20 protein-coding genes and 1 riboswitch are annotated in these 23492 nt (G+C 71.1%); of the genes, 4 read left to right on the top strand and 16 right to left on the bottom strand.

Going from position 1 to position 23492, the window contains the following annotated elements:
• Positions 1 to 76: 76 nt before the first annotated feature.
• Positions 77 to 925 carry an anti-sigma factor gene (locus IEY87_RS20310; protein ID WP_189140259.1) on the top strand — a complete coding sequence of 283 codons (849 nt, stop codon included), beginning with the start codon at positions 77 to 79 and terminating at the stop codon, positions 923 to 925.
• Between the two features lie 10 nt (positions 926 to 935).
• Here the strand turns inward: IEY87_RS20310 and IEY87_RS20315 are convergent, their stop codons facing one another.
• From IEY87_RS20315 to IEY87_RS20365, 11 genes are all read right to left on the bottom strand, one after another.
• Entirely contained in the window at positions 936 to 1916 is a 981-nt protein-coding gene (locus IEY87_RS20315; protein ID WP_189140260.1) for a phosphotransferase family protein, read from the bottom strand.
• A 40-nt stretch (positions 1917 to 1956) separates the two neighbouring features.
• Complete coding sequence (locus IEY87_RS20320; protein ID WP_189140261.1) at positions 1957 to 2955, bottom strand: LacI family DNA-binding transcriptional regulator; 999 nt, start codon at positions 2953 to 2955, stop codon at positions 1957 to 1959.
• Positions 2936 to 4348 carry a GH1 family beta-glucosidase gene (locus tag IEY87_RS20325; protein ID WP_189140262.1) on the bottom strand — a complete coding sequence of 471 codons (1413 nt, stop codon included), beginning with the start codon at positions 4346 to 4348 and terminating at the stop codon, positions 2936 to 2938. Before IEY87_RS20325 ends, IEY87_RS20320 begins: the two co-directional genes overlap by 20 nt.
• A complete protein-coding gene (locus IEY87_RS20330; RefSeq protein WP_189140263.1) occupies positions 4345 to 5196 on the bottom strand; it encodes a carbohydrate ABC transporter permease in 852 nt (283 codons plus the stop codon). The genes IEY87_RS20325 and IEY87_RS20330 overlap by 4 nt, the downstream gene beginning before the upstream one ends.
• Positions 5193 to 6146 carry a carbohydrate ABC transporter permease gene (locus IEY87_RS20335; protein WP_189140264.1) on the bottom strand — a complete coding sequence of 318 codons (954 nt, stop codon included), beginning with the start codon at positions 6144 to 6146 and terminating at the stop codon, positions 5193 to 5195. The genes IEY87_RS20330 and IEY87_RS20335 overlap by 4 nt, the downstream gene beginning before the upstream one ends.
• A gap of 87 nt (positions 6147 to 6233) precedes the next feature.
• A complete protein-coding gene (locus tag IEY87_RS20340) occupies positions 6234 to 7562 on the bottom strand; it encodes an ABC transporter substrate-binding protein (RefSeq protein WP_189140265.1) in 1329 nt (442 codons plus the stop codon).
• Between the two features lie 381 nt (positions 7563 to 7943).
• Positions 7944 to 9194, bottom strand: coding sequence for an RNA polymerase sigma factor (locus IEY87_RS20345; RefSeq protein ID WP_189140266.1), 1251 nt, complete (start codon positions 9192 to 9194; stop codon positions 7944 to 7946).
• 56 nt (positions 9195 to 9250) lie between these two features.
• The gene (locus tag IEY87_RS20350; protein ID WP_189140267.1) at positions 9251 to 9688 is read right to left on the bottom strand and encodes a YciI family protein; all 438 of its coding nucleotides are present in this window, start codon (positions 9686 to 9688) and stop codon (positions 9251 to 9253) included.
• Between the two features lie 177 nt (positions 9689 to 9865).
• Positions 9866 to 10534 carry a CHAP domain-containing protein gene (locus IEY87_RS20355; protein ID WP_189140268.1) on the bottom strand — a complete coding sequence of 223 codons (669 nt, stop codon included), beginning with the start codon at positions 10532 to 10534 and terminating at the stop codon, positions 9866 to 9868.
• Between the two features lie 13 nt (positions 10535 to 10547).
• A riboswitch (cyclic di-AMP (ydaO/yuaA leader) is annotated at positions 10548 to 10687 on the bottom strand.
• A 117-nt stretch (positions 10688 to 10804) separates the two neighbouring features.
• The gene (locus tag IEY87_RS20360) at positions 10805 to 11758 is read right to left on the bottom strand and encodes a Gfo/Idh/MocA family protein (protein ID WP_189140269.1); all 954 of its coding nucleotides are present in this window, start codon (positions 11756 to 11758) and stop codon (positions 10805 to 10807) included.
• 46 nt (positions 11759 to 11804) lie between these two features.
• Positions 11805 to 12620 (bottom strand): aldo/keto reductase, encoded by an 816-nt coding sequence (locus IEY87_RS20365; protein WP_189140270.1) that lies wholly within the window; start codon positions 12618 to 12620, stop codon positions 11805 to 11807.
• 96 nt (positions 12621 to 12716) lie between these two features.
• Here IEY87_RS20365 and IEY87_RS20370 point away from each other — a divergent pair, with 96 nt between their 5' ends.
• Both IEY87_RS20370 and IEY87_RS20375 read left to right on the top strand, forming a co-directional pair.
• Positions 12717 to 13679, top strand: a complete 963-nt coding sequence (locus tag IEY87_RS20370) for a hypothetical protein (RefSeq protein ID WP_189140271.1) — start codon at positions 12717 to 12719, stop codon at positions 13677 to 13679.
• Positions 13676 to 14830 carry a DUF6716 putative glycosyltransferase gene (locus tag IEY87_RS20375; protein ID WP_189140272.1) on the top strand — a complete coding sequence of 385 codons (1155 nt, stop codon included), beginning with the start codon at positions 13676 to 13678 and terminating at the stop codon, positions 14828 to 14830. The genes IEY87_RS20370 and IEY87_RS20375 overlap by 4 nt, the downstream gene beginning before the upstream one ends.
• Before the next feature lie 85 nt (positions 14831 to 14915).
• On the opposite strand, the gene IEY87_RS20380 is transcribed toward IEY87_RS20375, so the two are convergent.
• The 5 genes from IEY87_RS20380 to IEY87_RS20400 form a co-directional block, all read right to left on the bottom strand.
• Positions 14916 to 16163: a polysialyltransferase family glycosyltransferase gene (locus IEY87_RS20380; RefSeq protein WP_189140273.1), complete on the bottom strand. Its 1248-nt coding sequence runs from the start codon at positions 16161 to 16163 to the stop codon at positions 14916 to 14918.
• Positions 16160 to 17134, bottom strand: a complete 975-nt coding sequence (locus IEY87_RS20385; protein ID WP_189140274.1) for a glycosyltransferase family 2 protein — start codon at positions 17132 to 17134, stop codon at positions 16160 to 16162. Before IEY87_RS20385 ends, IEY87_RS20380 begins: the two co-directional genes overlap by 4 nt.
• 44 nt (positions 17135 to 17178) lie before the next feature.
• Complete coding sequence (locus IEY87_RS20390; protein ID WP_189140275.1) at positions 17179 to 19218, bottom strand: N-acetylneuraminate synthase family protein; 2040 nt, start codon at positions 19216 to 19218, stop codon at positions 17179 to 17181.
• Positions 19219 to 19346: 128 nt separating this feature from the next.
• Positions 19347 to 20372 (bottom strand): sensor histidine kinase, encoded by a 1026-nt coding sequence (locus IEY87_RS20395; RefSeq protein WP_225277514.1) that lies wholly within the window; start codon positions 20370 to 20372, stop codon positions 19347 to 19349.
• 72 nt (positions 20373 to 20444) lie between these two features.
• Positions 20445 to 21935, bottom strand: coding sequence for a glycoside hydrolase family 13 protein (locus IEY87_RS20400; protein ID WP_189140276.1), 1491 nt, complete (start codon positions 21933 to 21935; stop codon positions 20445 to 20447).
• Positions 21936 to 22222: 287 nt separating this feature from the next.
• Between IEY87_RS20400 and IEY87_RS20405 the strand changes: the two genes are divergently transcribed.
• Complete coding sequence (locus IEY87_RS20405; RefSeq protein WP_189140277.1) at positions 22223 to 23491, top strand: sugar ABC transporter substrate-binding protein; 1269 nt, start codon at positions 22223 to 22225, stop codon at positions 23489 to 23491.
• The last annotated feature ends 1 nt before the right edge of the window (position 23492 follow it).

Here is a 23492-nt window from a genome sequence, read left to right on the forward strand (position 1 = left end):
AGCGCTCCGAACACCGAATCACCAGCGAAAGCCCCCGCTCACCAGAGCGGTCAGGGCCAGCGGACCTGGGAGCGCCATGGACGACGAGCTCCACCCCTTCGCCGGAGCCCACACCCCGCACGAGCTCGACCCCCTTACCGGGGCCAACACCCCGCACGAGCTCCACCCCCTTACCGGGGCCAACACCCCGGACGGGCCCCACCGCCGCACCGGGGCCCATGCTCCGGACGAGCTCCACGCCCTTGCCGGGGCCTACGCCGTGCACGCCCTGCCGTCGGCCGACATCGTCCCCTATGAGGAGCACCTGTCGGCCTGCCCCGTATGCCCGGCCGAGGTGCGCCGGCTGCGGGAGGGCGCCGCCCGGCTCGCTCTCACCGCTGCCACCGCCCCGCCCACGACCCTCCGCCCCCGCGTCCTGGCCACCGCCCACCTGATGCGGCCGCCCCGCGAGCGCCGTAGGTGGCGGGGAAAGGCGGTGACCGGGCTCGCGGCGGTGTCGATGGCGGCGGCGGCCGTGCTGGGGGTCCTGGCCTTCGACGCCCGCCGGGACCTGGGAGAGCTGCGGGCGCGAGACGCGGCCGTCGCCGAGGTGCTGGCCGCGCCCGACGCGCGGACGGTGCGGCAGCCGGTGACGGCGGGCGGCACCGCCGTCCTCGTGGTCTCCCGCGACCAGGGCCGCCTGCTCGTCACCGCGTCCGGCCTGCCCGAGCTCCCGGCGGCCGGCGTCTACCAGGTGTGGCTGATGGGCCCGGACGGCCCGCGCCCGGCGGGGCGCCTCGACCGGCGCGCGGACGGCCTGTCCACCCCCGTGCTGGCCCGGCCGCGCACGGACGACGCGCACGTCGGCCTCACGATCGAGCCCTCCAGCGGCTCCGACCTGCCGACCACCCAGCCCATCCTGCTCGCCGAGTTGCCCGGAACATGAACCGGCCGTGCTAGCCGACCGGCAGGAGGCGGTCCAGCACGCCGGTGAGCGAGGCGACGCACCGATCGCGGATCCGCGCGTACTCCGCCTCCGGATACTGCCGGGGCCCGTTCTCCACCAGCAGGATCAGGTAGAGGTAGGCGTGGTAGAGGTCGAGCCGGACCCGCGCGGCCGGGGTGAGCTCCATCGGCGTCACCTCGCGATAGCCCGCCAGCAGCGGATCGTCCTCGCGCAGCTCGCCGAAGAGGGTCGGCGTGGCGAACTCGGCCAGCGGGTCGCCCCAGAAGGCCCGCTCGTGGTCGATGATCGCCTGGATCCGCGGCGTCCCCGTCAGGTCCAGGAACACGTTGCCCGGCCAGATGTCGAAGTGGACCAGGTGCGGGGTGGTCACCTCGTCCAGCGCGGGCGCGGCCGCCGCCAGCACGGCGCGGATCCGCGCCGCCGGCGCCGGCAGCGGCGTGGGGTACCGCACGGTGTCGGCGAGCAGCGCGTCCACCATGGCGAGGTACGCCTGCCGCCACGTGGAGCCGGTGATCCCCGCGTGCGGATAGCCGAACACCTCGCCGGTCACCGTGTTGAGCCGGGCCAGGAGCCGGCCCAGCTCGCGGCGCAACCCGTCCTCGCCGTCGGGCCGGACGGTGTTCCAGGGCACGCCGTCCAGCACGCCGAGCATCAGGTAGTCGCCGCCGAGCACCGGATCGTCGAACCCGGCGCACAGCAGCCTGGCGACCGGCACCCCCGCGCCGGCCGCCAGCTCGTAGGCCGACGCCTCCATCCGCAGCAGGTTGCGCTCGTAGGAGAGCTGGTCCAGCTCGGGCGGCGGCGACAGCTTGCACACCACCTCGCGGCCGTCGTCCAGCCGCAGCCGCCAGACCGCGTTGGCGAAGCCGTCGGTCAGCTCGGTGTGCTCGGCCACCCCGGCGCCGAGGGCGCGCCGGGCCAGCGCGTCGAGCTCGGCGGGGGATAAGCGACGTTTCGTCCTGCTGTCCACGGAACTTGATTGTGGGGCCAGGTGCTGCCGAACGTCCAGGTCACGCCGACTCGCGGTGCACCAGATGGGTGTCGAGGATCATCACCGGCTGGCGCAGCTCCTCGCCGTGGATCCGGGCCACCAGCAGCAGCGCCATCTGCCGGCCCATCGCCTCGGTCGGCTGGTGGACCGTCGTCAGCGGCGGATCGGCGTGCAGCGCCGCCTTCGAGTCGTCGAAGCCGATCACCGCCACGTCCTCGGGGATCGCCCGGCCCGCCGCCCTGAGCACCCGCATCGCGCCCAGCGCCATCGGGTCGGAGGCGGCGAACACCGCGTCGAGGCCGGGGTGCGCGGCCAGCAGCTCGCTCATCGCCGCCGCGCCGCTCTCCTCGGAGAAGTCGCCGTAGGCCACCAGCTCGGGCCGGCCGCTGGGCAGCACCGCGTCGCGGTAGCCGGCCAGCCGGTCCACGCCCACGCCCATGTCCTGCGGCCCGGCGATGACGGCGATCTTCGAACGGCCGAGGCCCAGCAGGTGCTTGACCGCCTGCCGGGCGCCGGCCCTGTTGTCCATGTCCACATAGCTGAAGGGGGTGAGGCCGATGGGCCTGCCGCCGAGCACGGTCGGCACGCCCATCGCCTCCAGCCTGCGCGGCAGCGGGTCGGCGCCGTGCAGCGACAGCAGCAGCACGCCGTCGACGTGCTGCCCCGTCAGGTAGTGCTCCAGCCTGACGTGCTCCTCGGGGGAACGTGCCATGGCCAGGATCAGCTGCAGGCCCGTCTCGGTGAGCGCCGAGCCGATGCCCCGGATGGTGCCGGCGAAATAAGGCTCGTCGAACACCCGGAACTCCGACTCCGACACCACCAGGGCGACGGTGTCGGTGCGCCGGGTGACCAGCGCCCGCGCCGCCCGGTTGGGCACGTAACCAAGCTCCTGGATCGCCTGCTGCACGGCCTCGCGGGCCCGGTCGCTCACATTCGGCGAGCCGTTGATGACTCTCGACACGGTGCCCCGGCCCACGCCGGCCCGAGCTGCCACGGCCTCAAGAGTCGGTCGGTTCATGGCGCCTATTCTGCCGGATGATCTCGGCGTACCAGAGCGCGCTGTCCTTCAGCAGGCGTCGTTGGGTCTCGTAGTCGACGTGCACGAGCCCGAAGCGCTTGCCGTAGCCCCAGGCCCACTCGAAGTTGTCCATCAGCGACCAGGCGAAGTAGCCCTCCAGCGGCACCCCGGAATCGATCGCCTCCCTGCAGACGCGCAGGTGGGCCTCAAGGTACGCGCGCCGCTCGGCGTCGTGCACCCGCTCGCCCTCCAGGACGTCGTCGAAGGCGGCGCCGTTCTCCGAGATCACCAGCGCGACCGGCGGGTAGTCGCGCGCCACCCGCCGCAGCACCTCCAGCAGGCCGCTCTCGTCGATCTCCCAGCCCATCGAGGTGACCGGCCGGCCGGCGTTGACGAACGACACATGCTCGCTGCCGATCCACGGCGAGGCCGTCTCGACCGGCGCCGCCGCCGCGGAGGCCCTGCCGCCACCGGCCGCGCCGGAGACGGTGAAGCGGCTGTAGTAGTTCACCAGCAGCAGGTCGATCGGCGCGTTGATGGTCTTCAGATCGCCGTCCTCGACGAAGGACAGGTCCATCGCCAGGTCGTCGAGCACGTCCTGCGGATAACGGCCGGTCAGCAGGGCGTCCAGGAAGAACCGGTTCTGCAGCCCGTCGATCCGGCGCGCCGCGTCCAGGTCCTCCTCGCTCGAACCGGCGGGGGTGATCGCGTACAGGTTGACGCAGCCCCCCACCCGCCGCGCGTCCATGGCCTGCACGGCCAGGCCGTGGGCGAGGTTCAGGTGGTGCGCGGCCCGGATCGCGTTCTCGGGCTCGCGGCGTCCCGGAGCATGCTCGCCCGAGGCGTAACCCAGAAAGGCCGCGCACCACGGCTCATTGACGGTGCTCCACGTGTGCACCCTGTCGTGCAGCGCCTCGTGCACCACCGCCGCGTAGTCGGCGAAGCGCAGCGCGGTGTCCCTGTTGGGCCAGCCGCCGGCGTCCTCCAGCGTCTGCGGCAGATCCCAGTGGTAGAGGGTCAGCCACGGGTCGATGCCGTGCGCGAGGAGCTCGTCGGTGAGACGCTTGTAGAAGTCGAGCCCCTTCTGATTGATCTGCCCGGACCCGTCCGGCTGGATGCGCGGCCAGGACACCGAGAAGCGGTAGGCGCTCAGCCCCAGGTCCGCCATGATCCGGACGTCGTCGCGGTAGCGGTGGTAGTGGTCGATGGTCACGTCCGCGTGCTCACCGCCGACCACCCTGCCGGGGGTCCTGGTGAAGGTGTCCCAGATCGAGGTGCCGCGGCCGTCGGCCGTCACCGCCCCTTCGATCTGGTACGCCGAAGTGGCCGCACCCCAGGAGAACCCGGTAGGGAAGCGTAGCTGGGAGCGAGTTCGCTCCTCCTGAGTCGTCACGCCTTGACCGCACCTTCCATCAGTCCGCCGACGATCTGGCGGCCGAACAGGACGAAGACCACGAACAGTGGGATGACCGAGGCGGCGGTGCCGGTGTACAGCATCACGTAGTCGGTGCCGTGGGCCTGGTTGAGCGCCGCGATCGACGTCTGCACCACCGGGTTCTCCGGCAGCAGCACGATCAGCGGCCACATGAACTCGTTCCACGTCTGCATGAACACCAGCAGGGCGAGCACCGCCATGCCGGGCCGCAGCGCGGGCAGGATGACCATCCGGTAGATGCCCATCGTGGTGGCGCCGTCGACCCTGGCCGCCTCCACCAGCTCGTCGGGCACCGCCTGCGAGGCGTACTGCGTCATCATGAACACGCCGAACCCGTTGACCAGGAACGGCAGGATCACCGCCTGCAGCTGGCCGGTCCAGCCGAGCGTCACCATGAGCTCGTACAACGGCACGACGCCCATCTGCTGCAGCGGCACCATCATGGTGACCAGGATCAGGCCCAGCATGATCTTGGAGCCGCGGAAGCGGAGCTTGGCGAAGGCGAAGCCGGCCAGCGTCGAGATGAGCACCACCGACACGGTGACCGTCACCGACACGATCGCCGAGTTGATCAGCCCCGTGACGAAGTACGCGTCCTCGGTCGCCAGCAGCCGCCGGACGTTCTCGCCGAGCTGACCGCCGGGCAACAGCGGCGGCGGCACGTCGAGGGCCTCCTCGTTGCTCCGGGTGGCCATGATGAACATGTAGTAGATGGGGAACGCCGACAGCAGCAGTGCCAGCGCCAGCACGACCTTTGTGAGAGCCCCTGCGTCCCACATGCGGTTTCCGGACTGGACGGTCGTCATCGCGAACCCCCGATTCGGCGGGTGAACCAGTAGTTGGCCGCGGTCCCGATCAGGATCAGGACGAACAGCAGCCAGGCCGCCGCCGAGGCGTAGCCCATCTCGTAGTTGCGGAAGGCGGCCTCGACCACGAACATCGCCACCGTCTGGTACTGGCCGGTGGTGCCGCCCGTCATCTGCGGGTTGCCCTCGAACATCACCGGTTCGGTGAAGAGCGTCAGGCCGCCGATGGTGGAGATGAAGACGACGAACACGATGGTGGGCCGCAGCATCGGGATCGTGATCTTCCAGAACTGGACGCGCGCCGACGCGCCGTCGAGCGCCGCCGCCTCATAGAGGTCCTTGGGGATCGTCTGCATGGCGGCCAGCAGGATGATGGCGTTGTAGCCGGTCCACCGCCAGTCGATCATCGTGGCGATCGCGATCCAGGACGACCACTTCTCGTTCTGCCAGGCGATCGGTTCGACGCCCACCAGGCCGAGCATCCAGTTGAACAGGCCGTAGTCGCGGGCGAAGAGCCCGCTGAAGATGACCGCCACCGCCACGACCGAGGTCACCAGCGGCAGCAGCACGCCCAGGCGCAGCAGCAGCCGGCCGCGCAGCCGCTTGTTGAGCGCGTTGGCCAGCAGCAGCGCCAGCACGATCTGGGGGATGGTCGACAGGACGAAGATGCCGACCGTGTTGAACACCGCGTTCCAGAACTCGGCGTCCACGATGAGCTCGGTGTAGTTCGCCAGGCCGGTGAAGCTCTTGTCCCCAGCCAGCTCCCAGTCGTGCAGGGAGAGCCAGAGCGTGTAGCCGAGCGGGAAGAGCCCGAAGATGGCGAAGAGCAGGAAATATGGTGACACCAGGAGGTAGGGCACACCCCTGAGGTCGAAGCGGGCCATCCGCCGCTGCGGCGGTGTCCGCTTCCTGTGCGCCTGCCGCGGGGCGGGCGCTAACTGAACAGTCATGGAAGCCTTTCGAGCCAGGTCGGGAGAGGTGGCGCCCGCCCAGGGGGGAAGAGGGAGGCGCCACCCGTTCCAGAGGGCGGCGAGGGGTCAGCCCGCTGCCTTGACGCCCGCGGCCGTGAACTTGGACCAGGCCTCTTCGTAGCTCACCGCGCCCTGGTCCATGCCTTCGAGCACCTTCTCCACCGATGTCTTCACCTGAGCGTGCTTCTCGCCCAGGAACACCGGCTGCAGGTCCTTCACCGAGGCGGAGAAGATCTCACCGGTCGGCACGTCGTTGAAGTACTCGTTCTTCAGCCCGGCGACCTCAGGGTCCTGCTGGGCGGGGAGGGAGCTCGGGAAGGCGCCCGCCTCCTTGAAGGCCGCGATGTGGCCGTCCTTGCCGGTGAGGTAGTTCAGCACCTCGGCGGCTTCCTTGGGGTGCTTGGTCTGCTTGGGCACGGCCAGCCAGGAGCCGCCCCAGTTACCGGTGCCGCCCGGCACCGCTGCCACGTCCCAGTTGCCCTTGTTGCTCTCACCGGCCGCGCCGGAGATGACGCCGAGCATCCACGCCGGGCAGCCCATGGTGGCGAAGCCGCCGCCCTTGATGGCCTTGGTCCACGGTGGGGTGAAGGCCTGCAGCTTGGCGGTCAGCCCTTCCTTGCTGAAGCGCTGCACCCAGTCGAAGGACGTCTTGACCGCCGGGTTGGTCTCGAGGACGAGCTGGTTGCTCTTGTCGAAGTAGGAGACGTTGCCGTTCTTCGGCGCCTCCTGCGCGAGGATCACGTTGTAGATGGTGTTGGGGCCGTCCATCCACTTGGCGTCCTTGGTCGCCGCCTGGAACTTCTTGCCCGCTTCGAGGTAGGCGTTCCAGTCCGGCCACAGCTTGGCGACCTCTTCGCGGTCGGTGGGCAGGCCGGCCTTCTCGAACAGGTCCTTGCGGTAGCACATCGTCATGCCACCGATGTCGGTGCCGAGCGCGAACAGCTTGCCGTCGGCGTTGACGCCCGTCTCCCACTTGGCGGCGGGGAAGTCGGCCTTGCGGTCCTGCAGGCCGTGCTCGCCGAGGTCGGTGAAGAACTGCGGGCGGGCGGCCAGCAGGCCCATCGCGCCCTCGTCGATGCCGACGACGTCGCCGGCGCCGCTGCCGGCCTGCAGGCGCTGCAGCAGCTGCGGCAGGTAGACGTCCTCGAACCTGTCGGTCAGGTTGGAGTACTTGATCTGGATGTTCGGGTGCTCGGCGTTCCACTTCTCGACGGCCGCGTCGTAGCCGAAGTTCTCGCCGGCGCCGAAGGTGTGCACGTTGATCGTGACCGGCTCGGCTGCCGCCGTCGCACCGGCCGAGGACGCCGGCGTCGCGTCGCCCCCGCAGGCGGCCGTCACGGCGGCCAGTGCGGTGACCAGGACACCGGTCACGACGGAGCGCTTGTGGTTCGTCATTCCGTACCCCTTTTGGGTGTGGATCGTGGGAGGTGAGATCGCGACAGTCCCGCGATTGGAGGTCTTTGGGAGCGCTCCCACAAGAGTGCCCGTACGGCGTGCGGGCGTCAACGTGCCGAAACTCAACCGTTACCTATGGGGTAGTTTGACCTCCAAGAAAAGGATTTTTCAGGCTATAGGGCCCATTTAGTCCTTTGGGAGCGCTCCCATCACAACCGCACCGATTCCGCACCACGACGGCCCATGCGGGCGCTCGCGGGGGCGAAAACGACGGCTTCCGCCGTAGCGGGCGGGGTCCTGGGCCGCAGCCTCGGCGGGCGGCGCACCTCAGCCTCCGCCGCAGCGGGCGGCCTCAGAGCCGGCCGCAGCGGGCGACGCGCCTCAGCCGCAGTCGGCGGCGCGCTCCCTCAGGAGTTCGCGCTCGCGCTCGTTGCGCGTCAGGCCCGCAGCCCGCTCGAACTCGGCGCGGGCCTCCGCCCGGCGCCCCAGCTTGACCAGCAGGTCTCCGCGTACGCTCGGCAGCAGGTGGTAGCCCTTCAGCGCCGGATCGTCCACGATCTGCTCCACCAGGGCCAGCCCGGTGGCGGGCCCGTAGGCCATGCTCAGCGCCACCGCGCGGTTGAGCTCGACCACCGGCGAGCGCGAGATCCTCGCCAGTGACTCGTACAGCGCCGCGATGCGCGCCCAGTCGGTCTCCTCGGCGGTGAGCGCCCGCGCGTGGCAGGCGGCGATGGCGGCCTGCAGCGCGTACGGGCCCAGCTCGCCGCCGAGCTCCTCGGCCCGGCCGAGCGCGGTCAGGCCGCGGCCGATGAGCAGCCGGTCCCAGCCGGTCCGATCCTGTTCCAGTAGCAGCACCGGCTCGCCCGACGGGCCCACGCGCGAGGCCGAGCGGGAGGCCTGGATCTCCATCAGCGCCACCAGCCCGTGCACCTCGGGCTCTTTCGGCATCAGGCTCGCCAGCACCCGGCCGAGCCGCAGCGCGTCCGCGCAGAGGCCGGGCCGCATCCAGTCGTCGCCGGCCGTCGCGGCGTAGCCCTCGTTGAAGATCAGGTAGATGACCTCCAGCACGGACGAGAGCCGGTCGGCGAGCTCGTCACCCTGCGGCACCTCGAACGGCACCCGCCGGGCGGCCAGCGTCCGCTTGGCCCGCACGATGCGCTGCGCGAGCGTCGGCTCCGGCACCAGGAACGCGCGGGCGATCTCCTCGGTGGACAGCCCGCCGAGCACCCGCAGGGTGAGCGCCACCCTGGCCTCGGTGGGCAGCACCGGATGGCACGCGGTGAACACCAGCCGCAGCAGGTCGTCCTCGATCTCGCCGACCTCGGGCAGGTGGTCCTCGTCGGCGAGCTCCGCCAGCTCGGCGCGGCCGATCTCGATCAGCTTGCGCTCGAAACGCTCTTCGCGGCGGATCATGTCGATGGCCCGTCGCTTGGACACGGTCATGAGCCAGGCGCCCGGGTTGCTCGGCACCCCGGACTCCGGCCACTGCTCCAGCGCCGCGACCAGCGCGTCCTGCGCCAGCTCCTCCGCGAGCCCGATGTCTCGCACCAGCCGGGTCAGCCCGGCGATGAGCCTGGCGGCCTCGATCCGCCACACCGCCTCGATCGCCTGATGGGTCTGCGAAGCGGTCATCGGCCTATGACAACAGCCCGGACAGCCCGGCGCAAGTCACCCTCGAACGACTCCGATCAGGATGGTCGGTCGTCCTCCAGTCGCTCGCGCAGCGCCGCCTCGTGGTGGGCCGCCTCCGGGCTCAAGGACGGGTCGGGCGTGTCCGTCGGGTCGTAGACCCGCCAGACGTCGAGCCCGACGCCGTCATGGCCCGGCGGCACGGGGACGCGCAGCGCCCATTCGATCGCTTCCTCCCGGGACTTGACCTGGATCAGCCAGAACCCGGCGATGAGCTCCTTGGCCTCGGCGAACGGGCCGTCGATCACCCGCGCCTTGCCGCCGCTGTAGGCGATCTGCGCGCCGTGCGAACTGGCGTAGAGCCCTTCGGCCGCCAGCAGCACGCCCGCCTTCACCAGGGACTCGTTGTAGGCGTGCATGTCGGCGACGAGCTCCGGGCTGGGCAGCGCGCCGGCCTCGGTCTCCTCGTCGGCCTTGCCCACGATCATGAATTTCATGGCGAGATCCCTCCTCGGGAGACTCCCTGCGAGCCTCCGCATCGACACGTCGAACCACCGGCGGGCGAATCGACACGCGTACGGGGATCTTCCCGGAGAAAGACGGGAGCGCGCACCCTCGGTGAGGATGCGCGCTCCCAACGGCGGGTAAAGCCCCGCCAGGTCATGTGTACGCCATCAGGCGGCATACTCCGGGTAACCGTAGCCGACGACCTGGGACTTCGGCCGGACCCGCTCCTCGACGGCGCCGTTGCCGGTGTTGCCCTCGATCGTGGAGATCGTGCCGTTCTTGTTGTCCTTGACGACGAAGCCGACGTGCTGGATGGAGCTGATGGACTTGCCGCCGTTCCAGGCGAAGAAGACGACCGCGCCGGGCTTGGGGGTGGTGCCCCAGCGGCCGTTGTTGCGGAACCATCGGGCGTGCGTCACGGTGTAGGCGTCCCAGCCGACCTGGGGGCGGGCGCCGGTCTGCTCGCCGACCCAGGAGACGAACATCGCGCACCAGGCGGCGTTCAGGTAAGCGGAGGGGTTGCCTCCGTCACGCCGTACGGTCTCCATGGCCCGGGGTGACCGGGCGTACCACTGCTGGAACTTGGTGCCGCCGCCCCGGGCGTTCTCGGAGGTGCCGACCTGCTGCCTGGCGAGCTCCAGGACCTGGGAGGCGGTCACGTTGATCTTGTTGGTGTCGTCCGGCCTGTTCTGCCGGTCCTCCTGGGCGCTGGCGGACCCGGGGCTGGCGTAGGCGGGGACGGTGGCGGTGCCGAGGGCGGTGATGATGATGGTGGCGCCGAGGGCGGCGCGGAGGTTCTCGGGCTTCAGGGCACGACTAAGACAGTTCTTCGCCATCGAGGGGGTTTACTCCTTGCTTCCATGCCGCTTACCGGGTTAGCTGACGGGTTCGGGCGTGGAAGCTGCCCTACGGCGCGCGATGGCGCCGATTCACCCCAAAGGACGTGGGTCCCCGGTTCCGCCCTGAAGCGGATTCAGCGGTCACAGGACGGTCCTGTGAAACGTGGTGCGATGGTTCGACAACGAACGGACAAACCGGACGTATGCCGCGAATGCCCCACAAGGTAATACAGACGGCAAGAGGATTACAAGTCCATAAACCCCCAGCTAGGAGATTTGTCGGCGAGCGTCGGCCAGGAGCCCCATCATGGCAAGGCTTTCGTCAAGAGGCATGATCGCGCTCTCGGTCCGGCCCTCGGCCAAGGCATCCCTGACCTCGCGGATCTCTCCGGCGTAGCCGTTGTCCGCGGGATCGAGCTCGTGCACTTCCGGCTCCATGGACGGCCCGCTGAGCACGATCCGCCGCGGCGCCCAGAACGGTGTCTCGATGTCGGCGCGCATCCCGGTGCCCACCACGCTGGCGGCGTTGGGATAGGTGGCCAGCAGCGAGCAGTCCACCAGCGCTCGCCGGCCGTCCGGGTAGACGAGCGTCCCGCCGGCCTCCGCGTCCACTCCCGAGGGCGCCAGCGAGCCCGTCATGGTCAGGCCGGACGGCATGCCGAGCAGGAGCTGGGCCAGCCCGAGCGGATAGATGCCCAGGTCCAGCAGCGCGCCGCCGCCGAGCTCCGGCGCCCACAGCCGGTGCGCGGGATCGTAGGGCAGCGCGAACCCGAAGGAGGCCTGCACCGAGCGGATCTCCCCGAAACGGGGGTCGGCGGCCAGCGACTGGATGAGCGGGTTGAACCGCATCCACATCGCCTCCATCAAAAAGACCCCGGCCTCGCGCGCCAGGCGGACCATCCGCTCGGCGTCGGCCATCGTGGCGGCCAGCGGCTTCTCGCAGAGCACCGCCTTGCCCGCCGCGATCGCGGCCTCGGCCACCTCCAGGTGCTGGGCGTGCGGAGTGGCCACGTAGACGGCGTCGATCCCGGGATCGGCGCACAGCTCGGCGTAGGAGCCGTAGGCCGACTCCGCGCCCAGCGTCGCGGCCATCGCCTTGGCCCTGCCAAGGTCGCGGGAGCCGACGGCGGCCACCCGCATCCCCGGCTCGGCGGCGATCACCGCGCCCACGGTCCGAGCGATACCACCAGTTGCCGCTATGCCCCAGTTAAGTAGATTCACGACGGAAGCGTACTGATTTAAGTGCTCTCGCGGTATATGGCGGAGTTCACCCCAGATGGTCGGGGTCGGGGCCGAGTCTCCTGCCCGCGTTCAGCGCTCCGATGGCCGCCATGTCCTCATGATCGAGAATGAAGTCGAACACCGAGAGGTTCTCCTTGATCCGCGAGGGGGTGACGGACTTGGGGATGACCACGTTGCCCAGCTGGATGTGCCAGCGCAGCACGATCTGCGCGGGCGTACGGCCGTGCTTGTCCGACAGCACCGCGAGCGCGGGCTCCTGGAGCAGGCCCTGACCCTGGCCGATCGGGCCCCACGCCTCGGTGAGGATCCCGTTCTTGTCGTGGAACTCGCGCATTTTCTGCTGCTGCAGGTACGGGTGCAGCTCGATCTGGTTGATGCAGGGGATGACGTCGGTCTCGTCCATGAGCCGGGTGAGGGTCTCGACGGTGAAGTTGGACACCCCGATCGCCTTGGCCCGGCCGTCCCGGTAGATCTTCTCCACCTCACGCCAGGCCTGCACGTACCGGTTCTGCTTCGGCGCCGGCCAGTGGATGAGGTAGAGGTCGACGTAGTCCATGCCGAGCCTGGCCAGGCTCTCGTCGAAGGCCTGCGGCACCCGCTCGTGGTCGGAGTTCCACAGCTTGGTGGTGACGAACACCTTCTCGCGCGGGATCCCGGAGGAGCGCACCGCGCGCCCGACGCCCTCCTCGTTCTGGTAGAGCGTGGCGGTGTCGATGTGCCGGTAGCCGATCTCCAGCGCGGTCCGCACCGCCCGTTCGGCCTCGTCGTCGGGCACCTGGTAGACGCCGAAGCCGAGCTGCGGGATTTCGGCGCCGTCTCGATAGAGCCGTAGCGAGTTCATACCCTTCATTGTTCACGTCCCGTTTCTGGCTGCTTAAGCAGGCCGGGCTAGCTTGAAGCGGTCCTGCACGGGCTTACCCACGGGCTGGGAGAACAAGTGGTCAAACAGGCGTCGGCCTGGGTGGAGTCCCCCCTCCAGATGCTGTGCGCCGTCGAGGCCCACCACGCGGGGGTGCTGGGGCCGGCCACCACGGTCGTGCCCCGCGCGAAGCTGCGCGCGCTGAAGGCGACCCGGCGGGAGCTGGGCCACCTCACCCTGCCCGAGGGCCTTGAGCTGGCCGAGCCGCGCGAGCGCATGCCGCACCGGCTGCGGGCCGTCGGCGACGCCTTCTCCGGCAAGGTGCAGCTGCGCTGGCTCACCTCCGTTCCCGGCCGCATCGTGGTCGTGGACGACGGGCTGGCCACGATCCGGCTGCTGGAGCTGCTGGCGGCGGGACCGTACCGGCCGCTGCTGCGCGCGCGGGCCCAGCCGGGAGCGCTCCGTGCGGCGCTGGGGCTGGCCGCGGCCGCCCGGCTGCGCCTCGGGCGCGTCACGGTGTTCACCGCGCTGCCCGTCTCCGGCGAGCTGGCGCTCGCCGTCGAGCGGGCGGGCGTCGAGCTCGTCCGTCATGACTTCGACTGGCTGCGCGCTCAGCCGCTCGCCGAGCCCGGCCCCGCCGAGCGGACCGTCGTCCTCGGCACCTCGCTGGTCAGGAACGGCCTGGTTCGCCGCGACCGTTACCTGCGCTGGCTGATGGACCTGGCCGAGCAGGAGCCGCTCGCCTACTACCCGCACCGCCGGGAGGACCCGGTGGACCTGGCGCTGATCCGGGAGCGGGCCGGCATCACCGTGCACGAGCCCGGCGTGCCCGCCGAGCTGACCCTGCGCGGCCTCGACGCCGGCCAGCGAGTGGTCAGCCTGCCCTCCACCGCGATCTCCTCGCTGCGGGTGCTGCTCGGCCCGCGCGGCGTCACAGTGGAGCCGGTCGACGTGCCCGACGAATGGTGGACCAGCAGGGCGGCTCCCGCGCTGCGCTCGCATCTCACGCAAGTGACCGAAGTGACAGGAGTGACGGGGTGAGAGTGCTGGCGGTCGCCGACTCCGACTCGTATCTGAAATGGGCGGCCTGCCTGCTGGGCGACCTGCCGGCGGGCTGCGAGAGCGAGCTGGTGGTGGTGCGCACCCCGATCGCCCCGTCGCCGGCGCAGATCGCCGCCGCCGTCGGCGAGCGTCCGCCGCCGCCGGTGCTGTCGGCGCGGGCGGTGCGCCGCGCGGCCGAACGGTCCAGCCCCGACGTGATCCTGGTGGCCTGCACCGGTCCGGTCGTGGACGTGCTGGTGGCCGAGGTGCTGCGAGGGCTGCGGCCCCGCCCGGTGTTCGTCACGGGACTGCCCGGCATCTCGGTGCCCGCCACCGAGAAGGCGTGGCTGTTCCGCAGCGGCTGCGATCTGTTCGTGGTGCACAGCGAGCGTGAGGTGGCCGAGTTCGCCGCCATCGCCTCCCGGCTGGGCGGGGGAGGGGCGGTCGGGCTGGCCAGGCTGCCGTTCCTGCGCCCGGACGCGGAGGGAGCCGGCGGTGACCGGGTGGTGTTCGCCACCCAGGCCAAGGTGCCGCGCGCCCGCGGCGACCGCGAGCGCGTGCTGCGCTCCCTGGCCGAGCTGGCCGGGCGCCGGCCGGACCTGGACGTGGTGGTGAAGCTGCGCGCTCTGGAGGACGAGCAGCAGACCCACCGCGAGCGCCACCACTACCAGCGGCTCTGGCGCGAGATGGGGGAGCCGGGCAGGCTGCGGTTCGAGGCGGGTTCGATGCGGGAGCACCTTTCGCGCGCCGCTGGGTTCGTCACCGTCAGCTCCACGGCGGCGCTGGAGGCCATCGCCCAGGACGTGCCGCTGCTCGTGCTGAGCGACTTCGGCGTCAGCGCCCAGATGATCAACGTGGTGTTCGAGGGCAGCGGCCTGCTCGGCACCCTGGACGACCTGGCCGAGGGTGACTTCCGCAAGGCGGAGCCGGCCTGGTGCGCGGCGAACTACTTCCACCCCGCCGGGCGCGACGACTGGGCGGGGCTGCTGGCCGGGCTGGTGATCTCCCGGCCCCGGATGCCCGCCAGGTCGCTCCTCGACGGGGCCGAGCACGCCACCGCCCGCCGCCGCGCCCGCCTGCGGGTGGAGATCCCGCCGACCATGCTGCGCGCCGGCCGGCGCGTCCGCCGCTACCTGAAGGTACGCATCTGAAGCCTGTACGGGCCACCCGAACCGCCCGCTGAAGGCGCGCGCCTGATCACAGCACCTGAGCCGTCTGCTGGAGGCGTGCGCCTGATCACAGGGCCGATCTGAGTCGTCTGCGGAAGCGGCTCAGGGGCTTCTTCGGCTCCGGAGGCGCCAGCAGGTCCAGTGCTTCCAATCGCCTGCGCTTGAAGTAGCGCGGATCGAAGTCGATCGAGTCCGGGCGCAGGCCGGGATAGGCGTCCGCCTGCATGCAGTAGCCGACCGCGCTCACCAGAGCCTGGATGTCCGGCTCCGCCGGCCGGTCGAGGGCGCCGTCGGTCCCCATCCGGGGCAGCAGGGCGTCGGCGATGGTGACCGGGATCCGGTTGCTGTTCTCGTAGGGCGTCAGGCGGTCCAGGATCAGCTCCGTGCCGTGCGTGGCCACCTGGAGGCCGAAGTAGCGGCCGGCCGTGAGCAGCGCGGTGGAGAAACAGCCGACCACCAACTCGGGGCGGAGCGCGGCGAAGCAGACCTCGGCCGGGACACTCTCCCCGGCCACCAGCAGCCGCACACCCAGCGGCGCGGCCGCGGCGCGCAGCAACTGGGCGTGCCTGCGGCCCGCCGCCGGATGCGGCTTGAACACGACGGTGCGGTGACCGCGGGCCGCCAGGCCGCGCAGCATCGCCTCGTGCAGGTCCGCCTCCTCCTGCGGGGTGACGATCTCCAGCGCCGACAGATACTGGCCGAGGATCATCGCCTCGGCGGCGAGCATGTCCGGGGCGGTCGCGGTGACCTCGGCCACCACCGCCAGGAAGGCCGCCTCGGGGATCGTCGCGGCGGGGACGCCGTACTCGGTGAGCAGCAGCGGCGTCAGGCCGGGGACGAGGTCCAGGTACAGCAGGCGGGTGACGCGCCGGAAGATCTCGGCAGGCAGCGGGTCGCGGGTGGGGCCGTAGCTCATCAGCCCGTCGGAGTAGACGGTGATGGGGCAGTCGCGCACCAGGCCCGCGATGGTGCGCGCCGGCGCGACCGCGATCGACTCCAGCACCAGCTCGGCCACCGCGCCCAGGCCGAGCCGGGCGTTGAGGAGGCGCTCCAGCATCGGCACCTCGATCACCCTGGCCCGCCAGTCCGACGGGTGCAGCGGGTGGATCAGGTCGTTCCAGGAGTGCACCTCGTCGAAGCGGGAGCGCAGCACCGCGAAGCCGGGAGTGGCGTCCAGCGGCGTCGCCACCTCGGGGATCGCCGCGTTGTTCGACACCAGCAGCACCTTGCGGCCCGCGCCGAAGCGGCCGTCGTCGATGGCGGCGGCCAGCGACATGGCGCCGAACAGGGTCGAGGCGTAGAAGACGGTCGTCATGAATCCTCCTGGGCACGGCGCACGCGGGCATCGGCGGGCAGGCCGGGCAGCAGCGCCCGCAGCACCGCCGCGCGCTCGGCGGACATCCCCGACACCGCCTCGGCCACCATCGCGACCGGCAGCGTGCCCGCCAGTTGCGCGCCGCGTTCCTCGAAGCGGGCCCGGAGCTCCGGCGTGAACCGGTCGGCGAGCTCCAGGTGGTGGGCCAGCAGCGCGCAGAAGTTCCGCACCGCCTTGGGCAGGAACCGCTCCTCCAGGTCCTTGAACACCAGCTCGAAGGCGTCGAAGAAGTGCAGCTGCCGCTCGTCGCCCACCTGCGTCAGCGAGCCGGAGACCTGCCGCCGGTAGAACACCCCGGCCAGCGACACCACCGCGAACGTCGCCGCCCGCGTGTGCAGCCGCCAGATCCACGGCCGGTCCTCCGCCGTGTGCAGCGAGCCGGGGAAGTGCAGCAGGTCGCCGAGCGAGCGCCGGTAGACGCCCGCCCACGCGTACGGGTAGTCCACCATGGTGCGCACCCCGGCGGGCAGGATCGCCTCCCGGGGGTCGTGCACCGAGCCCCGCCGCGCCAGCGGAGCCCGATGCACCACCCGCTTACGGCCCTCCACCTGCACATGGTCGGTGCGTACGAAGTCGCAGCCGAGCCCGTCGGCCGCCTCGACGAGCCGGGCCAGATAGCCGGGGGCGAGCCAGTCATCGCCGTCCAGGAACGTGACGTACCGGCCGGACGCGGCCGCCAGCCCGGCGTTGCGGGCGTCCGCCAGGCCCAGGGGCACCGGGTTGCGGAGCACCTCCAGGCCGGGCAGCACGGCCCGGGCGTCTTCGGCGATGTCCCCGGTGGCGTCCACCGACCCGTCGTCCACCACGATGAACTCGAAGTCGTGCCGGGCGTTACGGCGGAGCGAGGCGAGCGCGTCCGCGAGGTACCGCTCGCCGTCGCGCACCGGCACGACGACCGAGAGAGTGATCAATATGGTCTCCACGCGCGGGACGTGCCCGCACAGGCCGGGGTCGGTCAGACGGTCACGCGGCGCAGGCGGGCCTTCGGGGCCTGTTCGCCGGGGAAGACGCGCTTGACGCCGTCGCCCAGGGCCTGCTCGATGATGCGGATGTCGCGCACCAGGTGCTCCAGCCCGGCGGGCTCCAGGGACGCCGCGTGGTCCGAGCCCCACATGGTGCGGTCGAGGGTGATGTGCCGCTCCACGCAGACCGCGCCCAGCGTGACCGCGGCCAGGGAGATCTGCAGGCCGCGCTCGTGCCCGGAGTAGCCGACCGGCACGCCGTAGCGGTCCTTGAGCGTGGTGATCGTCCGCAGGTTGGCCTCCTCCGGCGGGAGGGGGTAGGTGGACGTGGCGTGCATCATGATCAGGTTGTCGGTGCCGAGGATCCGCACCGCCGCGTCGATCTCCGACAGCGTCGACATGCCGGTCGACAGGATGATCGGCTTGCCGGTGGCGGCCAGGGCGCGCAGCAGTTCGTGGTCGGAGACGCTGGCCGAGGCCACCTTGTGCACCGGTACGTCCATCTCCTCCAGGAAGTGCACCGACGGCACGTCCCACGGCGAGGCGAACCAGTGCATGCCCCGCTCGTCACAGTACTTGGCGATCTGCCGGTACTCGTCGTGGCCGAACTCGGTGCGCTCCTTGTACTCCAGGTAGGTCATCTCGCCCCACGGCGTCTGCCTGATCTGGTCACGCTGCTCGACCGGCACGCAGATCGACGGGGTGCGCTTCTGGAACTTGACCGCCTGGCAGCCCGCGTCGGCGGCCACGTCGATGAGCCTTCGCGCGAGGTCGAGGTCGCCGTTGTGGTTGATGCCGATCTCGCCGATCACGTACACGGGCTCGCCGTCACCCACCGGGACGTCGCCGATCCGCACCGGGCCGAACCGGGGCCGGGCCGCCTCCGGCGCCGGCTCCTCGGGCGCCGGCCGGGCCGCCACGACCCTGTCGCACAGCTCCCGCACCGCGCCGTCGCCGCCCGCCCGGGACAGCACCACCCTGGCCGCGGCCCGCACCCGCGGGTGCGCGTCCGGCACCGCGACCGGCCAGCCGACCTCGGCCATCGGCCCCAGGTCGTTGACGTCGTTGCCGACGTAGGCGACGCGGGCCGGGTCCAGCCCTTCGATGGTCAGCCAGTCGCGCAGCACGGTCCGCTTCTCCGCCAGCCCCTGCAGCACCGGCACGCCCAGCTTGCGCGCTCGCGCGGCCACCACCGGGTTGTGCTCGGTCGACATGACCAGCACCTTCACCCCGGCACGCAGCAGCAGCGACACGCCCATCCCGTCAGAGCGGCTGACCAGCACCATCTCCCGGCCTTCTGAGTCGACGTAGGCGCGGTCGTCGGTGTGCACACCGTCGAAGTCGGTGATGACGGCGTCGACGTCGATCGGCTCGGGCGCGTCCACGAACGGCGCGAGCGCCCGTACGATCTCCAGGTCCTCGGGGGTGTCCACCTCGACGGCGTGCCGGGACGGCACCGTCTGCACGGAGATGTCGCCGAAGAAGCGGTGGCCGCTCTCGCGCAGCCCCGCGGTGCGCATGACGTAGAACGCGCCCGTCTCGCGGAACTGGGCCTCCAGGTCCTGCCTGCGGGGGCGCCGCGCCGGGTCGTGGTTGATGCCCGCGCCGGCCGTCGTCCACAGGAACTCGTGCGTCGGCATGCCGGAGAAGACCGCGTCGGCCTCCCCGTCCAGCACCTTGCGCACGGCCGCGGACAGGTCCTCCGGGTCGATGAACGCGCTCGTGCACTGCACCAGCACGACGATCTCGGGGTCCTCGCCGAGCGCGTCGAGGGCGTGCAGCACCGCGGACTCGCTGGAGGCGGTCGCGCCGCTCAGCTCCGCCGGCCGGTCCACGACGCGCGCCCCCGCCTGCGCGGCGGCCTCGGCGATGCCCGCGTGGTCGGTGCTGACCACGACCTCGTCCACCAGCTCGGCGCGCAGGCAGGCGCGCACCGCGCGGGCCACCAGCGGGACACCGCCCACGGGGGCGAGGTTCTTCAGGGGTACGCCCGCCGAACCTCCGCGGGCGGGAACTACGGCCAGGACTCGCAACGTGACTCCTCAGTGCTCCGGGTTGCATCCAGAAGCTAGAGGGACCGGTTGAACTGGCAGCGTCCCCGTCATTAACGTTCCGGGGGGATCGGGTAGAGCGACTCTGGACGGCCGGTGGCGGGCCCCGGTCACCCGGCCGGGAGGCGCAGCACGAAGCGGGCGCAGCCAGGGCAGTCCTCCACCCGGATGTCGCCCCGGTGCGCGATCGCCACGTCGCGGGCGATGGCCAGGCCCAGCCCGGTGCCGCCGGCGTCGCGGCTGCGGGCGGCGTCCAGGCGGGCGAAGCGGTCGAAGATGCGCTCGCGATCCTCCAGCGGGATGTCCGCGCCGTCGTTCTCCACGGCCAGCACCGCCTGGTCGCCCTCCCTGGTCACGATCACCCGCACCTCGCTGTTCCCGTAGCGCTGGGCGTTGTCCAGCAGGTTCGCCAGCACCCTGCCGAGCTGCATCCTGACCCCCCGGACGGCCACGTCCCGCGACAGCTTCACCCGGACGGGGAGCTTGTCCGTACGCCCGGCCAGCTCCTGGCGGACCAGCTCGGACAACTCCACCCGCTCCACGTCCACCCGCGTGCCGATCTTGGCCAGCAGCAGCAGGTCGTCGATGATGGCCTCCAGCCGCTCGGTGTCGCGCAGGGCGCTGCGCACCAGCGCCTGCAGGTCGGTGTCATCCGGATAGAGCTGCGCGGTCTCCAACTGGGCGCGCAGCCCGGCCACCGGGGTGCGCAGCTCGTGCGAGGCGTCCGAGGCGAACTGCCGCTGCTGCAGCGCCGCGCGTTCCACCCTGGCCAGGGTGGCGTTGACCGACCGGGCGAGCCGCGCCACCTCGTCGTCGCCGGGTGGCTGTGTCACCCGGCGGCTCAGATCGCGAGCGTTGGCGTCGTCGAGCTCGCTGCGCATGGTCGCCACCGGGCGAAGGGCCCGGCCGGTGGCGACCCAGCCCGCCCAGCCGGCCAGCGCGGCGAATGCGGTGAGGTGGGCCAACACGATCACCTTCATGGTCTTGGCGGACGGTACGGATCGTGTGCGGCGGCCGGTGGCCGCCCTGTCGACGGCCACGCCGACCGGCGCCGACGGGGTCGGCACCAGGGCGGCGACGGCCGAGGCGATGACGGTGACGCGTCCGCGAGGAGAGCGCGCCCACAGGCGTGACACGCCCCGAGGCTACTAACCGGTGTCACCGCCGAAGCCCGCGTCCAGGGAAAGTTTGGTCAATACTGTCGTTGATCAGCGCTCCAGCCAGACCGTGGTGTCCGGTGGGATCGCCCCGTCGGCCAGGGGGCCGCTCGACAGCAGCACCCGCCCGCCGAACTCGGGGCGCACCGGCTGCTCACCGGTGTTGAGCACCACGACCAGGCCGGGGGAGCGCTCCAGGGCCAGCACGTCCTTGGGGGAGTCGAGCCAGGTCAGCGTGCCGCCGCCGAGCGCCGGATGCCGTCGGCGGAGGTCGAGCGCGGCCCGGTAGAGGCTCAGCGTGGAGCCGGGGTCGTCCTCCTGCGCCTCGGCCGACAACCGCGCCCAGGAGCCGGGGATCGGCAGCCACGGGTCCTGCCAGCCGCATCCGGGCGAGCCGGTCCACGGCAGCGGCACCCGGCAGCCGTCCCGGCTCTCCCCGCTGCGCCGGAACGCCGGGTCCTGCCGCAGCTCGTCGGGCAGGTCCAGCACGTCGGGCAGGCCGAGCTCCTCGCCGTTGTAGAGGTAGGCGGAGCCGGGCAGCGCGAGCATGAGCAGCGTGGCCGCCCTGGCGCGGGCCAGGCTGCCGTACCGGGTGACGTGGCGTGGCTTGTCGTGGTTGGACAGCACCCAGGTGGTGGGCGCGCCCACCAGCTCGGCCTCGGCCAGCGCCTTGTCGATGACCGTACGGAAGGACTTGGCGTGGAAGTCGGCCATCATGAACTCGAACGAGAACGCCTGGTGCAGCTCGTCCGGCCCGACGTAGCGGGCCAGCCGCTCGGCGGAGGACACCCACGCCTCGGCCACCGCCATCCGCCCGCCCGGGTAGGAGTCGAGGATCGGCCGCCACTCGCGGTAGATGTCGTGCACGCCGTCCTGGTCGAAGTACGGCACCTGCTCGCCGCCGAGCATCTCGGCCTGGCGGCCCTCCTTCGGCCCGACGTCCGGCAGCCCGGCCGCCTTGATCATGCCGTGCGCCACGTCGATCCGGAACCCGTCGACGCCGCGGTCCAGCCAGAACCGCAGGATGTCGCGGAACTCGGCCCGCACCACCGGGTTCTCCCAGTTGAGGTCCGGCTGCTCGGGCGCGAACAGGTGGAGGTACCACTGTCCGTCGGCGACCTGGGTCCACGCCGATCCGCCGAAGATCGACTCCCAGTCGTTGGGCCGGTCGCGGAAGATGTAGCGGTCCCGCAGCCCCGCCTGGAACCAGGGGTGCCGGTCGGAGGAGTGGTTCGGCACCAGGTCCACGATCATCCTGATGCCCAGCGCGTGCGCGTCGGCGATCAGGGCGTCGAAGTCGGCGAGCTCGCCGAAGAGGGGATCGACGTCGCGGTAGTCGGCCACGTCGTAGCCGCCGTCGGCCATCGGCGAGGTGTAGAAGGGGCTCAGCCAGATGGCGTCCACGCCGAGCCGGCGCAGATAGCCCAGCTTGTCGCGCACTCCGGCCAGGTCGCCCACGCCGTCGCCGTTCGCGTCGGCGAAGCTGCGCGGGTAGACCTGGTACACGACGGCGTCCCGCCACCAGTCGTCGTTGTCGAGCATGTTTCTCCAATAATGTCCGAGATGTCCTGTTGCAGGATCGCGTGCACGGCCATGACGGGTCAAGCGTAAGTTGCCGCAAGTTGCAGAGTCCTCTTGCGCTGGCATTTGCGCGGATCCGCCGTCCCCTGCGGTGAGTATCCGGTAACTCCTGTTTGCAAGTTCTTCCAATTCTTGCAAAGAGTGGCTAACGTCCCGGAAACATAAGCCGTGAAAGCGGTCAACTTAGGTCTTTGCCGGCGGGCGCCGCGCGGTGTCCGCCGCCCCCCTCCGTGACCTCAGGAGATCTCATGCGCAAGCGAACTCTGAGTGTGGCCGCTCTGGCGAGTCTGGCATTCGCCGCCACCGCCTGCGGCGGCTCCGATCCGGCGGCGCCCTCGGCGGCCCCCAGCGGCTCGGCCGCCCCGACCGGCCAGGCCGGCGGCACGCTCGTCATCTGGGCCGACCCCAACCGGGTGAAGGCGCTGCGGCCCTTCGCCGACCAGTTCGGCACCGAGAACGGCGTGACCGTCGAGGTGAAAGAGATCAGCAAGGACAACCAGCAGACCTTCATCACCGCCTCCCAGCAGGGCAGCGGCCCGGACGTCATGATCGGCGCGCACGACTGGATCGGCAACCTGGTGCAGAACGGCGCCATCGACCCCGTCAACCTCACCGAGGCGCAGAAGGCCGCCTTCCCCGAGATCGCCATGAAGGCCGTCACCTTCGACGGCCAGACCTACGGCGCGCCCTACGCGGTGGAGAACATCGCCCTGATCCGCAACACCGACCTCGCCCCCGACGCCCCCGCGACCATCGAGGACCTGGTCAAGGAAGGTAAGCGGCTCAAGGCCGACGGCAAGGTCGAGGAGGTGCTGTGCCTGCCCGTCACCCAGAAGGGCGACGCCTTCCACGCCTACCCGATCTTCGCCGCGGGCGGCGGCTCGCTGTTCGGCGCCACCCCTTCCGGCGACCCCGACCCCAAGCAGGTCATGCTCGACTCGCCCGGCTCCGTCAAGGCTTTCGGCAAGTTGCGCGCGCTCGGGGAGAAGGGCGACGGCGTCCTGAAGACGTCGATCACCAACGAGAACTACATCGTCAACTTCGCCGCGAAGAAGTGCGCGTACCTCATCTCCGGCCCGTGGGCGATGACCGACGTGAAGAAGGGCGGCTTCGGCTACGACATCACGCCCGTCCCGTCCTTCGAGGGCGGCGCGCCCGCCACCCCGTTCGTCGGCGTGCAGACGTTCTTCGTCGCCGCCAAGGGCAAGAGCAAGGCTCTCGCCCAGGAGTTCGTCACCAACTACGTGACCGACAAGGACGTGGCCAAGGCGCTGTACGACGCCGACCCCCGGCCCCCGGCGCTGACCGAGGCGCTGGAGGAGGTCAAGACCACCGACGCCGACGCCGGCAAGTTCATGGACGCCGGCAAGGACGGCATGCCGATGCCCGCCATCCCCGAGATGCAGGCGGTCTGGCAGCCGTTCGGCATCGCGGAGGCGGCGGTCGTCAAGGGCGGCGACGCCGCCAAGGCGGCCGGGGCCGCGCAGAAGGCCATCGACGGCGCGCTCAAGAACTGAC

It is taken from the genome of Nonomuraea glycinis, from assembly GCF_014646515.1.
GTDB lineage: Bacteria > Actinomycetota > Actinomycetes > Streptosporangiales > Streptosporangiaceae > Nonomuraea > Nonomuraea glycinis.

Bases quoted from the DNA above. Each gene is read 5' to 3' on its own strand.
- IEY87_RS20335 (WP_189140264.1), bottom strand. From the start codon at position 6,146: ATGACTGTTCAGTTAGCGCCCGCCCCGCGGCAGGCGCACAGGAAGCGG.
- IEY87_RS20400 (WP_189140276.1), bottom strand. From the start codon at position 21,935: ATGCTCGACAACGACGACTGGTGGCGGGACGCCGTCGTGTACCAGGTC.
- IEY87_RS20340 (WP_189140265.1), bottom strand. From the start codon at position 7,562: ATGACGAACCACAAGCGCTCCGTCGTGACCGGTGTCCTGGTCACCGCA.
- IEY87_RS20310 (WP_189140259.1), top strand. From the start codon at position 77: ATGGACGACGAGCTCCACCCCTTCGCCGGAGCCCACACCCCGCACGAG.
- IEY87_RS20380 (WP_189140273.1), bottom strand. From the start codon at position 16,163: ATGACGACCGTCTTCTACGCCTCGACCCTGTTCGGCGCCATGTCGCTG.
- IEY87_RS20345 (WP_189140266.1), bottom strand. From the start codon at position 9,194: ATGACCGCTTCGCAGACCCATCAGGCGATCGAGGCGGTGTGGCGGATC.
- IEY87_RS20355 (WP_189140268.1), bottom strand. From the start codon at position 10,534: ATGGCGAAGAACTGTCTTAGTCGTGCCCTGAAGCCCGAGAACCTCCGC.
- IEY87_RS20365 (WP_189140270.1), bottom strand. From the start codon at position 12,620: ATGAACTCGCTACGGCTCTATCGAGACGGCGCCGAAATCCCGCAGCTC.
- IEY87_RS20350 (WP_189140267.1), bottom strand. From the start codon at position 9,688: ATGAAATTCATGATCGTGGGCAAGGCCGACGAGGAGACCGAGGCCGGC.
- IEY87_RS20320 (WP_189140261.1), bottom strand. From the start codon at position 2,955: ATGAACCGACCGACTCTTGAGGCCGTGGCAGCTCGGGCCGGCGTGGGC.
- IEY87_RS20405 (WP_189140277.1), top strand. From the start codon at position 22,223: ATGCGCAAGCGAACTCTGAGTGTGGCCGCTCTGGCGAGTCTGGCATTC.
- IEY87_RS20330 (WP_189140263.1), bottom strand. From the start codon at position 5,196: ATGACGACCGTCCAGTCCGGAAACCGCATGTGGGACGCAGGGGCTCTC.